Origin of the sequence: Microbacterium telephonicum, assembly GCF_003651225.1 — a bacterium.
Taxonomy (GTDB): Bacteria; Actinomycetota; Actinomycetes; order Actinomycetales; family Microbacteriaceae; genus Microbacterium; species Microbacterium telephonicum.
Window position 1 is genome coordinate 315557 of sequence record NZ_RCDB01000002.1, and the last position, 14136, is coordinate 329692.

Annotated in this window: 12 protein-coding genes; 9 read left to right on the plus strand and 3 right to left on the minus strand. The window is 71.5% G+C overall.

The window, feature by feature from the left end:
• Positions 1-15: 15 nt before the first annotated feature.
• A complete protein-coding gene (locus tag C7474_RS06475) occupies positions 16-2289 on the plus strand; it encodes a RelA/SpoT family protein (protein ID WP_121058180.1) in 2274 nt (757 codons plus the stop codon).
• Here the strand turns inward: C7474_RS06475 and C7474_RS06480 are convergent.
• The 3 genes from C7474_RS06480 to C7474_RS06490 form a co-directional block, all read right to left on the minus strand.
• The gene (locus tag C7474_RS06480) at positions 2276-2842 is read right to left on the minus strand and encodes an SAM-dependent methyltransferase (RefSeq protein WP_121058182.1); all 567 of its coding nucleotides are present in this window, start codon (positions 2840-2842) and stop codon (positions 2276-2278) included. The two genes, C7474_RS06475 and C7474_RS06480, sit on opposite strands and share 14 nt — an antisense overlap.
• A gap of 109 nt (positions 2843-2951) precedes the next feature.
• Positions 2952-4232 carry a DUF349 domain-containing protein gene (locus C7474_RS06485; RefSeq protein WP_422385788.1) on the minus strand — a complete coding sequence of 427 codons (1281 nt, stop codon included), beginning with the start codon at positions 4230-4232 and terminating at the stop codon, positions 2952-2954.
• A gap of 349 nt (positions 4233-4581) precedes the next feature.
• Positions 4582-4890 carry a dioxygenase gene (locus C7474_RS06490; protein ID WP_121058184.1) on the minus strand — a complete coding sequence of 103 codons (309 nt, stop codon included), beginning with the start codon at positions 4888-4890 and terminating at the stop codon, positions 4582-4584.
• A 134-nt stretch (positions 4891-5024) separates the two neighbouring features.
• Between C7474_RS06490 and C7474_RS06495 the strand changes: the two genes are divergently transcribed.
• The 8 genes from C7474_RS06495 to C7474_RS06530 all read left to right on the plus strand — a co-directional run bounded on the left by C7474_RS06495 (position 5025) and on the right by C7474_RS06530 (position 14136).
• Positions 5025-6347, plus strand: coding sequence for a replication-associated recombination protein A (locus C7474_RS06495; protein ID WP_241965148.1), 1323 nt, complete (start codon positions 5025-5027; stop codon positions 6345-6347).
• Positions 6344-7249 carry a tetratricopeptide repeat protein gene (locus C7474_RS06500; protein WP_241965149.1) on the plus strand — a complete coding sequence of 302 codons (906 nt, stop codon included), beginning with the start codon at positions 6344-6346 and terminating at the stop codon, positions 7247-7249. The genes C7474_RS06495 and C7474_RS06500 overlap by 4 nt, the downstream gene beginning before the upstream one ends.
• A 194-nt stretch (positions 7250-7443) precedes the next feature.
• Positions 7444-8073 carry a 30S ribosomal protein S4 gene (rpsD, locus tag C7474_RS06505; RefSeq protein ID WP_121058186.1) on the plus strand — a complete coding sequence of 210 codons (630 nt, stop codon included), beginning with the start codon at positions 7444-7446 and terminating at the stop codon, positions 8071-8073.
• 132 nt (positions 8074-8205) lie between these two features.
• Complete coding sequence (locus tag C7474_RS06510; RefSeq protein WP_121058188.1) at positions 8206-8568, plus strand: ATPase; 363 nt, start codon at positions 8206-8208, stop codon at positions 8566-8568.
• Positions 8569-8632: 64 nt separating this feature from the next.
• Positions 8633-11293 (plus strand): alanine--tRNA ligase, encoded by a 2661-nt coding sequence (alaS, locus tag C7474_RS06515; RefSeq protein WP_121058190.1) that lies wholly within the window; start codon positions 8633-8635, stop codon positions 11291-11293.
• Entirely contained in the window at positions 11290-11763 is a 474-nt protein-coding gene (ruvX, locus tag C7474_RS06520) for a Holliday junction resolvase RuvX (RefSeq protein ID WP_121058193.1), read from the plus strand. The genes alaS and ruvX overlap by 4 nt, the downstream gene beginning before the upstream one ends.
• Positions 11763-13307 carry an endolytic transglycosylase MltG gene (gene mltG, locus C7474_RS06525; RefSeq protein ID WP_121058195.1) on the plus strand — a complete coding sequence of 515 codons (1545 nt, stop codon included), beginning with the start codon at positions 11763-11765 and terminating at the stop codon, positions 13305-13307. The genes ruvX and mltG overlap by 1 nt, the downstream gene beginning before the upstream one ends.
• On the plus strand, positions 13297-14136 hold the full coding sequence (locus C7474_RS06530; RefSeq protein ID WP_121058196.1) for a shikimate dehydrogenase family protein: 840 nt from the start codon (positions 13297-13299) through the stop codon (positions 14134-14136). The genes mltG and C7474_RS06530 overlap by 11 nt, the downstream gene beginning before the upstream one ends.

The window sequence follows — 14136 nt, forward strand, 5'->3', positions numbered from 1 at the left end:
CGCGGAGGTGACCGGATGACCGAGACGTCGCGCAGCGCCGCCCAGACCCCCGCCGTCCCCGCCGGCAGTTCCCTGCGTCGGCTCGTGCCGCGCCTCTTCTCCCGCTCCAGCGGCCGGGGGAGCGTCGAGCAGCTCGTCCGCACGGTGCGCACGCACCATCCGAAGGGCGATCTCGCCATCATCGACCGCGCGTATCGCGTGGCGGAGGCGGCCCACGCCCAGCAGAAGCGGCAGAGCGGCGAGCCCTACATCACGCACCCGATCGCGGTCGCCCAGATCCTCGCCGATCTGGGGCTCGGACCGCGCGCGATCGCGGCGGCACTGCTTCACGACACCGTCGAGGACACCTCGTACGGACTCGACCAGCTGCGGGCCGAGTTCGGCGACGAGGTCGCCATGCTCGTGGACGGCGTCACCAAGCTCGACAAGGTGAAGTACGGCGACGCGGCGCAGGCCGAGACCGTGCGCAAGATGATCGTCGCGATGTCCAAGGACATCCGCGTGCTGCTCATCAAGCTCGCCGACCGCCTGCACAACGCGCGCACGTGGGGGTTCGTCCCGCCCGAGAAGGCCGCCAAGAAGGCGACCGAGACGCTCGAGATCTACGCGCCGCTCGCGCACCGGCTCGGCATCCAGGCGATCAAGAGCGAGCTCGAGGACCTCTCGTTCGCCGTGCTGCATCCGAAGCTCTACGTCGAGATCGACAGCCTCGTCAAGCAGCGCACGCCGCAGCGCGAGCAGTACGTGCAGAACGTCGTCGAAGCGGTCGAGGCCGACCTCCGCGACCTGCGCATCCGCGGGCGCATCATGGGCCGCCCGAAGCAGCTGTACTCCGTCTATCAGAAGATGGTCGTGCGCGGTCGCGAGTTCGACGACATCTACGACCTCATCGGCATCCGCGTGCTCGTGAACACGGTGCGCGACTGCTACGCCGTCCTCGGAGCGATCCATGCCCGGTGGACGCCGCTGCCGGGCCGGTTCAAGGACTACATCGCGACGCCGAAGTTCAACCTTTACCAGTCGCTGCACACGACCGTCATCGGACCGGGCGGGCGCACCGTCGAGATCCAGATCCGCACCCACGAGATGCATCAGCAGGCGGAGTACGGCGTCGCGGCGCACTGGAAGTACAAAGAGCAGATGAACGGCGGCAAGCCCGACGCCAAGTCGGTCGACACCGACATGGCCTGGCTCGCCCACATCTCCGACTGGCAGGCCGAAACCGCCGATCCGGGCGAGTTCCTGGATTCGCTGCGCTTCGAGATCGGCGCCAAGGAGGTCTACGTCTTCACGCCCAAGGGGCGCGTCGTCGGCCTTCCGGCGGGGGCGACCCCCGTCGACTTCGCGTACGCGGTGCACACCGAGGTCGGGCACCGCACGATGGGCGCGAAGGTCAACGGCCGGCTCGTGCCCTTGGAGTCCGTGCTCAACTCGGGTGACGTCGTCGAGGTCTTCACCTCGAAGAACCCGGATGCCGGCCCCAGTCAGGACTGGCTGAGCTTCGTCAAGTCCACCCGGGCGCGCAGCAAGATCCGCGGCTGGTTCACCAAGGAACGCCGCGACGAGGCCGTCGAGCAGGGCAAGGACGCGATCGCCCGCGCGATGCGTCGTCAGAACCTCCCGCTGCAGCGGCTCATGAACCAGGACTCGTTCGGCGAGGTCGCCCGTCAGCTGCGCTACGAGGACGTCACCGCCCTGTACGCCGCGGTCGGCGAGGGGCACGTCTCGACGCAGTCGGTGATCGAGAAGGTCACGGCGATCGTCAAGGCCGAGGAGGACACCTCCACCGGCCCGATCGAGATCCCGAGCGTCGGTCGTTCGCGCGCGCCGCGCGGCGGCGACTCCGGCGTACTCGTGCGGGGGGCGCCCGACATCCTCGTGAAGCTCGCGAAATGCTGCACCCCGGTGCCGGGCGACGAGATCATCGGCTTCGTGACGCGCGGGAGCGGCGTCTCGGTGCACCGCGCGGACTGCACGAACGTCACGTCGTTGAAGTCCGACGCCGATCGCATGATCGAGGTCACGTGGGCGCCGACGACCAAGAGCGTGTTCCTCGTGCACATCCAGGTGGAAGCGCTGGACCGCTCGGGTCTGCTCAGTGACATCACGCGTGTGCTCAGCGAGCACCACGTGAACATCCTGTCGGCGTCGGTGCAGACCACGAACGACCGCCTGGCCCTCAGCCGGTACGTCTTCGAGATGGGCGACATCGTGCACCTCGATCGCGTGCTCAACGCCGTACGGCGCATCGACGCGGTGTACGACGTGTACCGCGTCACCTCGTCCTGAGCGCGGCGCCCAGCGCGTCGAGCCGCTCCATCGCGGCACGGCGGTGGTGCACGGCGGGGCCGCGCGCGAGCGCGTCGACGCCGCGCCCCGACAGCGTCGGGTCGGCGGCGAGCAGGCCGTCGACGGCGGTGCCGAGCGCTGCATCCGGCCCTTCGGCGACGCTCTCCCGTACGAGGTCGGTGAGGGTGCGCACCGGCGTCGTCACCGCCACACGTCCGATCCTCATGATGTCCGTCTCGGGGAGCGGCATGTCACGGTAGTGCACGCGGGGATCGAGCACCGGGGAGGTGCGACGCGACGTGCAGCGCTGCACCCGGTGACGCAGCGGCGCCGTCGCCAACGCGCCGTGGACCCATGCCGCCGTCTCGTGCGTGGCCGCGAGATCGCCGCCGAGGATGCTCCGCAGTGACGCGGCGCGCATCTCCGCCGTCTCTACCGCGTCGGCGGGCATGTAGGCCTCGCCGACCTCGATGGCGTCGCCGTCGAGGCGTGCCGCTCGCAGCTCGACGGCCGACAGGCGGTCGCCGGGGACGAAGAGGAACGGCCACACCATGGGGGAACTCTGCCGCATCCCACACGCGCCCGAACGCCGACGGCGCCCGACTGTGGACAAGCCACGTGTCGGACGCCGTCGGGGAGGGGGAGTCGGGCTCGCCTGAGGATCAGCCCCCGAGGGCGCGCAGCCAGCCCTTGCGGGCCTCGAGGGCGTCCTGCGCCTTGGCGATCTTCGACTTGTCGCCGGTCGCCTTCGCGGCATCGAGCTCGGCCTCGAGCTTCGCGATCGCGTCGTGCAGCTGCGACGTCATGTCGTTCTGACGGGCCTTCGTCTCGGGGTTGTTGCGCTTCCAGTCGGCGTCCTCGCGCCCCTTGACCGACTGCTCGATCTTGCGCAGGTCGTCGTCGAGGGCGCGCTCCGCCTCGCGGGGGAAGATGCGGCCGATCTCATCCCAGCGGCGCTGGATGCCGGTGAGCAGGCTGCGCGCCTTGGCGGTGTCCTTCTCGGAGCCGACGCGGCCTGCTTCGACGAGGAGGGCCTTCTTCGCCTCGATCTTCTCCTTCGACGCTTCGGCGTCGGCGTGCTCACGGTCGGCGCGCGCGCCGTACAGGGCGTCGCCGGCGGCCTTGAAGCGAGCCCAAAGGGCGTCGTCGACCTTCTTGCCGGCGCGACCGGCGGTCTTCCACTGGTCGAGCAGCGCGCGGTAGTCGCCGATGCCGTCTTCACCCTTGGCCGACAGCGCCTCGGCACGCTCGACGAGGCGGGTCTTGGCGTCGCGGGCGGACTTGTGCTGCTCGTCGAGTCCCGAGTAGAACTCGCGGCGGTGCTTGTCCAGCGTCGCGCGCGCGTCGCGGAATCGCTTCCAGAGCTGCTGGCCGAGCGCCTTCGGGAGCCGGGCGCCGGTGCTCTGCTGGGCCTGCCACTGCGCGAACAGGTCGTTCACGTCGGCGGTGGTCTGCTTCCACTGGATCGACTTCGGGTCGCGCGCCGCGAGGGCCTCGATCTTCTCCACGAGGGCGGTGCGTGCGGCGACGGCCTGCTCGCGGGCCTCACGGGCGGCTTCCGCCTCCTCGGCGGATGCTTCCGACAGCGTGCCCTCGAGTGCGTCGAGGCGTGCGGTCAGTGCGGTGAGGTCGCCGACGGCGGCCGCCCCGGTGACGCGTTCCCGCACGGTCGCGAGCGTGGCGCGCAGGTCGGCGACGGAGGCGCCGCCACCGCGCTGACGCACCTCGAGGAGCGTGACCTCGCCGGCGAGGTCGGCGTACTTGCGCTCGAAGTAGGCGAGCGCTTCGGCGGGGGAGCCGTCGGGGTACTGTCCGACGACGCGCCAGTCGTCGCCCTCGCGCACCGAGACGGTGCCCTCGTCGTCGACGCGACCCCACGGCTCGGCGGGGGCGGCGGCCGACGGACGCGGCGTCGCTGGACGACGCGCCGGCGGCGTGGGCACCGGGAAGCGGCCGGGGGTCGGCGCGGGACGCGGAGCGGGCACGGGCGTCGCGGCGGCGGGCGCGTCGGCGTCGGCGTCGACCGAGGTTGCCGGCGCGTCGGCGGCGTCGGCCGGCGCTGCGTCGTCATCTGTGGCGACGGCATCCGTCGCGTCGGCGTCCACCGTCGAGGAGGCGCTGTCCGCGTCGGGCAGCTCGGTGGCGGGTTCCTCGACGGCGACCGACTCGACGTTGTCGTCGGCGGTGGGCTCGTCAGGAGTGGTTGCGGTGGGGTCGGAAGTCACGGGTGCACCTCGTCGCGGCTCGCGCCGCCTGGCGGTCGGAATAGGCAATTCAGCCTAGCGGGCAGGGTCAGGGGGTGGGAGTGGGCGAGACGGGCGCCGTCTCTTCGGCTGCGGGCGTCGTCGCGACCGGCGCGGGGGTGGCCGACGGGGTCGCGGTCGCGGACGGCTCCGGCACGGGCGCGCCGGGGCCGGCCGTGTAGTAGGCGATCTGACCGCCGACGACGGCGAGGATGAGGATGCCGCCCGCGACGCCGGCGACGAGGTTGTCGCGGCGTCGTCGACGCTGCAGGCCTTCGTGGAAGTCGCGCCGCGCCTGATACAGCCGCGTGCGGTCGCGCTCGGCGCGCGTCTGCTTCTTGTTCGCACCCGTCGCCACGGGACCTCCTTCGATTCCCGGGACTCCGGGGCTTCGGCAAAGCCTACGTGGCCGCTCGCACGCGCGACAAACGCGCGCGACAGACCGTTGCGCTCACGGCCGCCGGCGTCGGCGGCCACGGCTAGCCTGGAACGGTGACGTCGGCATCCGCGCTCTTCCAGGGGCAGACCCCGCTCGCGGTGCGCATGCGTCCGGTCTCGCTGGCCGAGGTCGCCGGGCAGCAGCATCTGCTGCGGCGGGGCTCACCGTTGGTCGCCCTCGCCGACCCCGACGCGGGCGCCACGCGCGCGGTGTCGGTCATCCTCTGGGGACCTCCCGGCACCGGCAAGACGACGCTGGCGCAGGCGATCGCGCGCACGTCGGGGCGGCGCTTCGTCGAGCTGTCCGCAGTGACGGCCGGGGTGAAGGACGTGCGCGAGGTCATGCAGGAGGCGATGACCCAGCGCGACCTCTACGGCATCTCCACCATCCTGTTCCTCGACGAGATCCATCGGTTCACCAAGGCGCAGCAGGACGCGCTGCTGCCCGGTGTCGAGAACGGCTGGGTGATCCTCATCGCCGCGACCACCGAGAACCCGTCGTTCTCGGTGATCTCGCCGCTGCTTTCGCGGTCGCTGCTGCTCACCCTGCAGCCGCTGACCGACGACGATCTCGGCAGGCTGATCGACCGGGCCGTCTCCGACCCGCGCGGTCTCTCCGGCGCGGTCGAGCTCGCACCCGAGGCGCGGACGGCGCTCGTGCAGCTGGCCTCGGGCGACGCGCGGCGCGCGCTGACGGCGCTCGAGGCGGCGGCCTCCATGCCCGAGGGCGAGCCCGCCGTCGTCACCGCCGAGCACGTGGCGCAGGCGGTCGACCGGGCGCTGCTGCGCTACGACCGGCAGGGCGACGAGCATTACGACGTGATCAGCGCGTTCATCAAATCCATCCGCGGATCCGACGTGGATGCGGCGATGCACTACCTCGCGCGGATGATCGAGGCGGGGGAGGACCCCCGGTTCATCGCGCGCCGCCTGGTCATCTCGGCGGCCGAGGACATCGGGCTCGCCGACCCGCAGGCATTGCAGATCGCGACGGCCGCCGCCGACGCCGTCGCCTTCATCGGGATGCCGGAGGGGCGCATCCCGCTCGCCGAGGCGACCGCGTACCTGGCCACCACGGCCAAGTCGAACGCCGCGTACAACGCGATCAACGCCGCCATCGCCGACGTGCGCGCCGGCGGCTTCGGGCGGGTGCCGACGCACCTGCGCGACGCGCACTATCCGGGGGCGAAGCGACTCGGCCACGGCAAGGGGTACGTCTACCCGCACGACCTGGAGGTCGGCGTCGCGACCCAGCAGTACCTGCCCGACGAGCTGCGCGGCCGTCGCTACTACGAACCGACCGCGCGCGGCGTCGAGCGCGACATCTCGACCCGCCTCGACAAGATCCGCCGCATCCTCGACGGGGACGGCGCGTGAGCTGGGACGAGCGTGTCGCACGGTTCTGGGCGGCCGCCGACGACGCCGAACCCGATCGGATGCGTCGGGACTTCGACGCTCTCGTCGTCGAGCGCCGCGCGGACGACCCCGAGGTGCTGTTCGAACGCGCCTCCCTCGAGGACTTCCTGGGGGAGGAGGCGCGGGCGATCCCGCTCTATCGGGCGGCGCTCGAGGGCGGCCTCCCCGACGAACACCGCACGGCGGCGACCATCCAACTCGCGAGCTCGCTGCGCAACGTCGGTCAGCCGTCCGCGGCGATGGCGCTCCTCCAGCACGTGCCCCTCGACGATCCGCTCTCCGACGCGGCTCAGGCGTTCCTCTCGCTCGCCCTGCTCGACGACGCCAAGCCCGGCCCCGCCCTGCGCACCGCGCTGCACGCGCTGGCGCCGCACCTGCGCGCCTACGGGCGCGCGATCGAGCACTACGCCGACGAGGTCGTCTCGCCGCCCCGGGCCCGCAACGTCGTCGTGGCCCTGGTCGTCCGCGACGGTCAGGTGCTCGCCGAGGAGTACACCGACGCCGACGGCGGGCTCTACCTGCGCGCCCCCGGTGGCGGTCTCGAGTTCGGGGAGCGGGTGGCGGACGGCATCCGCCGGGAACTCGATGAGGAACTCGCGGCGGATGTGCGCGAGGCCCGGCTGATCGCGGTGACGGAGAACATCTTCACGCGCGGACGCAAACGCGGACACGAGATCGTGCACGTGTTCGCCGTGCGCAGCGATCGACTCGAAGCGCTGCCGTTCGGTTCCCGCCTGCCGGTGCTCGACAGCGACACCCATGTCGCGTGGTATCGCCTCGCCGACCTGAGCGCGTCGGGTCCGCCCTTCTACCCCGACGGGATCCTCGATCTCGCCGAGCAGATCGCCGCCGACGCGGGGTGACGTCCCGCCACCCACCGCGGGGGTCACGGGGCCGTCTGATAGCATGGATCGGCTCGAAACCGGTTTTCGGGCATCCCCCTCCTCTGATCAAGACCTCTCGGCGTGCCCCGGCGTGCAGTCCGAGCAGGGCGAGAAGCGGGAGATACGCCCGCGAGCCGTGACAGTCACGGCCGCGTCAGCAGAAGGAGAACTTCGTGGCTACGAAGTCCCAGGACCGCCGCAAGGTGCGCCTCTCGCGCGCCCTCGGCATCGCCCTCACCCCGAAGGCGGCCAAGTACCTCGAGAAGCGTCCCTACGCTCCGGGTGAGCACGGCCGCACCAAGCGCAAGCAGGACAGCGACTTCGCCGTCCGCCTCCGCGAGAAGCAGCGTCTGCGCGAGCAGTACGGCATCCGCGAGAAGCAGATGCGCAACACGTTCAACGAGGCGCGCCGCAAGGACGGCCTGACCGGTGAGAACCTGGTCGAGCTGCTCGAGATGCGTCTGGACGCCCTCGTGCTGCGTGCCGGCTTCGCCCGCACCACCGCGCAGGCCCGCCAGCTCGTCGTGCACCGCCACATCCTGGTGGACGGCCAGCTCGTCGACCGCCCGTCGTTCCGCGTGAAGCCGGGGCAGCTCATCCACGTCAAGCCCAAGAGCGAGGGCACCGAGCCCTTCCAGGTGGCGGCCGCCGGCGGTCACGCCGAGGTGCTGCCCCCCGTCCCGGGTTACCTCGAGGTCGAGCTCGACAAGCTGCAGGCGCGTCTCGTGCGTCGCCCCAAGCGCGCCGAGGTCCCCGTGACCGGTGACGTGCAGCTCGTCGTCGAGTACTACGCCGCGCGCTGAGCGAGGCGTAGTGCAGCCGCGCAGCGGCGAACCACGCAGCTACGCCGCGCGCTGATACTCAGCGAACCGCTCGGGAAGGGCGTCGGGGGTCACCCCGGCGCCCTTCCTGCATTTGGCTCTAGCATGGTTCGCATGAAGAACGTGCTGTGGTTCGTCGTGGGGCTCGCCGGCGGTTTCGTCGCGGCCCACCTGGTCAACAAGGACCCGCGCGGCCACGAGCTGCTCGCCGAGGTCGACGCGCGCATCTCCGAGTTCACCGACCGGATCGCCGACGCGTACCGCGAGCAGGAGGCGCAGATCGCCGGGCTCGTCGAGAGCGCCAAGCAGGCGGCCGGCGATGTGGCCGGTCGTGCCGCCGACGCCGTCTCGGATGCCGCCTCGCGCGCTTCCGACGTCGCCGGCGACGTGGCGTCCGCCGTCTCGGATGCCGCCTCCGACGCCGCCGATACGGTCGCCGACACCGCGCGCGGCGCCGCCGCGAAGCTCTCCGACTGACTCCCTCCCCATCCCGTCGCGCGCCGACGCCCGTCGTCGACGCGTGCCCGCAGAAAGACCGTGCATGAAGACCGCCGAGATCGCGCAGCGCTACCTGACCTACTTCGAGAAGCAGGGGCACACGATCGTCCCCTCGGCCTCGCTCGTCACCGACGACCCCGCCCTGTTGTTCACGGTCGCCGGCATGGTGCCCTTCATCCCCTACCTGTCGGGCGATGTCCCGGCGCCGTACAAGCGGGCGGCCGACAACCAGAAGTGCATCCGCACCAACGACATCGAAGAGGTCGGCAAGACTCCGCGCCACGGCACGTTCTTCCAGATGCTCGGCAACTGGTCGTTCGGCGACTACTTCAAGGAAGGCGCCATCCGCTACGCCTGGGAGCTGCTGACGACGCCCGAGGCCGACGGCGGGCTCGGCTTCGACCCGAAGGATCTGTGGGTCACCGTCTATGAAGAGGACGATGAGGCGCGCGATCTGTGGTTGCGTCTGACCGACCTGCCCGACGAGCGCATCCAGCGCCTCGGCAAGGACACGAACTACTGGTCGACCGGCCTTCCCGGACCCGCCGGACCCTGCTCGGAGATCTTCTTCGACCGCGGACCCGCGTACGGCATCGACGGGGGCCCGGCGACCGACGACGACCGCTACGTCGAGATCTGGAACCTCGTGTTCATGCAGTACGAGATCACCGACGTGAAGAGCAAGTACGACTTCACGATCGTCGGCGAGCTGCCCGCGAAGAACATCGACACCGGCATGGGCCTCGAGCGCATCGCGTTCCTCAAGCAGGGCGTCGACAACATGTACGAGACCGACCAGGTGCGTCCCGTGCTCGACAAGGCGGTGGAGCTGTCCGGACGCACCTACGGCGCCGACCACGAGGACGACGTGCGTTTCCGCGTCATCGCCGACCACGTGCGCTCCTCGCTCATGCTGCTCTCCGACGGCGTGACCCCCTCCAACGAGGGACGCGGCTACATCCTGCGGCGCCTCATGCGCCGCGCGATCCGCGCCATGCGTCTGCTGGGCGTGGACGGCCCGACCTTCGCCGACCTGTTCGCCGCATCGCGGGACGCGATGAAGGACGCCTACCCGATCGTCGGCGAGGAGTACGACCGCCTGTCGGCGTACGCCCTCGCCGAGGAGGCCACCTTCCTGCGCACGCTCGCGGCGGGGTCCGAGATCCTCGACGAGTCGGTCGCGCAGACCAAGGCCGCCGGCGGAGCGGAGCTGTCGGGTTCGCAGGCCTTCCTGCTGCACGACACCTACGGGTTCCCGATCGACCTCACCCTCGAGATCGCCGAGGAAGCCGGCATCAGCGTCGACCGCGCCGCGTTCGACACCCTCATGCAGGAGCAGCGCGCCCGCGCGAAGGCCGACGCGCGCTCGCGCAAGCGCCAGCTCGCCGACACCAGCGTGTACCGCGACTTCCGCGCGCAGGGTGAGACGGTGTTCACCGGCTACACCGACCTCGAGACCGAGTCGCGCATCCTCGGCATCCTCGTCGACGGCCACCCCGCGCAGCGCGCGACGGCGGGCCAGATCGCCGAGGTGATCCTGGCCGAGACCGCCTTGTACGCCGAAAGCGGTGGCCAGGTCGCCGACAAGGGCGTCATCGTCGGGCCGGGGTTCGAACTCGACGTGCTCGACGTGCAGAAGCCCGTCCCGGGACTCATCAGCCACACCGTCGAGGTCGCCAGCGGCGAGGTCGGCGTCGGCCAGCCCGCCACGACCGTCGTGGATGTCGCCAACCGGCGCGCCGCCCGCCAGGCGCACTCGGCCACCCACCTCGTCCACGCCGCCCTGCGCGACACGCTCGGCAAGGGCGCGACGCAGGCCGGGTCGCTCAACCGTGCCGGCTACATGCGCTTCGACTTCGCGTGGGGCCAGGCGCTGTCGGATGCGACGAAGTCCGAGATCGAGGAGATCGCCGGCAACGCCGTGCGCGACAACCTCGAGGTCACCACACGCGTGCTGCCGCTGGCCGAGGCCAAGGAGCTCGGCGCGATGGCGCTGTTCGGCGAGAAGTACGGCGACACCGTGCGGATGGTCGACATCGGCGGTCCGTGGTCGCGTGAGCTCTGCGCCGGCACCCATGTGTCCAGCTCGGCCGAGATCGGGCTGATCTCGCTCGTCGGCGAGTCGTCGGTCGGCGCGTCCACGCGCCGTGTCGAGGCCCTCGTCGGGCAGAACGCGTTCCGCGAGCTCGCCGCCGAGCGCGCGATCGTCTCCCAGCTCACTTCGAGCCTCAAGGCTCCCCGTGACGAGCTGCCCGCCCGCATCGCGGAACTGCAGGCGAACCTCAAGGCCGCCGAGAAGAAGATCGCCCAGTTCGAGGCGAAGGCGCTCGGCGACCGCGCACCCCAGCTGGCCGAGACGGCCACCCGGGTGGGGTCCCAGCTGCTCGTCGCGCAGTCGATCGGCACGGCCGGGTCCGGCGACGACCTCCGCACACTGGCCGTGCAGGTGCGCGACCGGTTCGGCAGCGAGGCGGCCGTCGTCGCCCTCGCCGCCGAGGTGAACGGCCGTCCCGTCGTGATCGTCGCGACCAACGACGCCGCCCGCGCGGCCGGCGCCAAGGCCGGCGTGCTCGCCAAGGCCGCCGCGGCGGCGCTGGGCGGTGGCGGCGGCGGCCGTGACGACGTCGCGCAGGGCGGTGGCGCCGATGTCGCGGCGATCCCCGCGGCGCTGCAGGCCGTGACGGCGGGACTGGCCGCCGGGTGACGGGCTTCCGGCGCGGCGCGCGACTGGGCATCGACGTCGGCAAGGCGCGTGTCGGGGTGGCCCGGTGCGACCCCGACGGGATGCTGGCCGTCCCCGTCGAGACGGTCCCGCGCGATGATGCCTCGGTGGGGCGCGTCGTGGCGATCGCCAGCGAGTACGACGTCATCGAGATGCTGGTCGGGTTCCCGCTGAGTCTCAGCGGCGGGTCGACGGCGTCCACCGACGACGCGGTCAGCTTCGCCCGCGCCGTGGCGGCGGCATCCGGACTTCCGGTGCGGCTCGTGGACGAGCGTCTGAGCACGGTCTCGGCCCACGCCGCACTGCGCGATGCCGGGCGGTCGCAGAAGTCGTCTCGTAGGATTGTCGACCAGGTCGCCGCGGTCGTCCTGCTGCAGCAGGCGATCGACGTCGAGAAGCGCTCCGGAAACCCGGCCGGGACGCCCCTGGAAGACACGCAGGAGACGCACTGATGCCCGACCAGCCGTCGAACGACGATCAGTTCGCCGACCTCTTCAGCAAGCTCCCGAGTGCGCGAGGGGCCGAGCAGCCCCGCGCCGAAGCGCCGCGCGCGTCGCAGCCGGAGCCCGCCGCCCCCCGCCGCGACGCTGAGACGGATGCGGCCGCCCCCGCGCCCGGCAGCCGTCGCGCCGCACGTGAGGCCGCCGCGGCGACCGGGCCGCACGCCGTCGACGGCGACACGGGTCGGCCGTCCGCCGCGGCCTCTGCGGCACCGACCCCGCCCGCACAACCGGTCGTCGCCCCCCGCGCCACCTCGGCGCCCGCGGCGGAAGAACCCCGTGCCGTCTGGGCGACCCCGGGGGCGGAAGCCGGCGGCGCCGGCACCATCGACGCCCTGTTCGGCGCCGACCAGCACGAGGACCGACTGTCGCGCCAGAAGCGGCACGATGCCGACAAGCGCAAGAGCCGGATCGCGAAGTGGGTCGTACTGGGCGTCGTGCTCGCGATCATCGGCGGCATCGTCGGGGGCGGGTTCTACGTCTGGAACACCTACGAACCGCAGATCCGCAAGGTCATGGGGTGGGAGGAGCCCCGCGACTACGTCGACGGTGAGGCCACCGGCGAGGTGACCGTCACGATCGCCGACGGCGACATCCCCTCGACGATCTCGCAGACGCTCTTCGACGCGGGGGTGACGAAGACCCCGACCGCGTTCTACCAGCACCTCGTCGACGAGGGTCTCGAGCCGACGTTCTATCCCGGCGCCTACCGACTGCAGCAGAAGATGACGTCCGCGGCCGCGCTGGCTGCGCTGGAAGACCCGGCGAACAAGCTCGAGAACACCGCACAGCTGCGCGAAGGCCTCACGGTGGCGGGTTCGCTGCCGATCCTCGCCGATGCCACCGGCATCGCAGTCGAGGACTTCCAGGCCGCCGTCGCCGACCCGTCGGTGTACGGCGTGCCGGTCGACCAGGCGGTCGTCGCCGCGGGGGGTCAGCCGCTGGAGGGCTGGCTGTTCCCCGCCACCTACACCTTCGACCCCGGCGTCACCGCGCAGCAGGTGATCCAGACCCTCGTCGACCGCACCGTGCGGTCGCTCGACACGGCCGGAGTACCCGTCGAGCAGCGGCAGCAGGTGCTCACGACCGCGTCGATCATCCAGCGCGAGGCGCGGTTGGAAGAGGACTTCTACAAGGTGTCCCGCGTCATCGCGAACCGCCTCGCCGACGGCATGAAGCTGCAGATGGATTCGACGGCGCAATACGGCTACGGGGAGATGCACGACGGCACGGTGAGCTCGTCGGCCGAGGCGCTCGAAGACGACAACCCCTGGAACACCTACGTCGTCGACGGTCTGCCGGTCGGTCCCATCTCGAACCCGGGCGACACCGCGATCGACGCGGCCATGCACCCGGCCGACGGCGACTGGCTGTACTTCGTCACCTGGAACATGGACACCGGCGAGACGATCTTCTCGGCGACGTACGAGGAGCACCAACAGGGCATCGCCCAGTGGGATCAGTGGTGCGCCGACAACGACAACCGTGGCTGCTGATCGCTCGCGGCTCGAGGTCTGGGGCGACCCCATCGCCCACAGCCTCTCACCGGCGCTGCACTCCGCGGCGTACGCGCAGCTGCAGTTGCCGTGGGAGTACGGTCGGCGCCGTGTCGACGACATTGGATTCGCCGGCGAGCTGAGCGGCCTCGACGACTCGTTCCGAGGTCTCTCGTGCACTATGCCGCTCAAGGGTGTCGCGCACGCGGCATCCGTCTGGCGCGACGCGCGCGCCGAGGCGACGGGCGCCGTCAACACCCTGCTGCTCACGTCTGACGGACCGCGCGGCTGGAACACCGACGTCGGGGGCATCGTGCGCGCCCTCGCGGATGCCGGCATCACGAGCGTCGACCGCGCCCGCATCGTCGGAGCCGGCGCCACCGCGACCTCGGCGCTCGTCGCCGTCGCGGAGCTCGGAGCACGCGACGTCGAGGTGCTCGCGCGGCGCCCCGACGCCGTCGCGCCCCTCACGGCGTTGGGGGAGCGGCTCGGTCTCGTCGTGACCGCCGCGCCGCTGAGCGACGCGGACCGGCATCCGGTCACCGTCACCTTCGCGACGCTCCCCGGGTCGGCCGCCGTCGACACCGACATCGCCGACACACTCGCCGCTTCGGGAGGATTGCTGTTCGACGTGGTCTACGGGCACGGGCAGACCGATCTCACGCGCGCGTGGGGGCGCGTCGGAGCGCGGACGCTCGACGGCACCGGGATGCTGCTGCAGCAGGCCGTGCTGCAGATCCGCGTCTTCGCGACCGGCGACGTCGACACCCCGCTGCCCGCCGAGCATGACGTCATCGACGTCATGCGCCGCGCGCTCGTGGGAGGATAG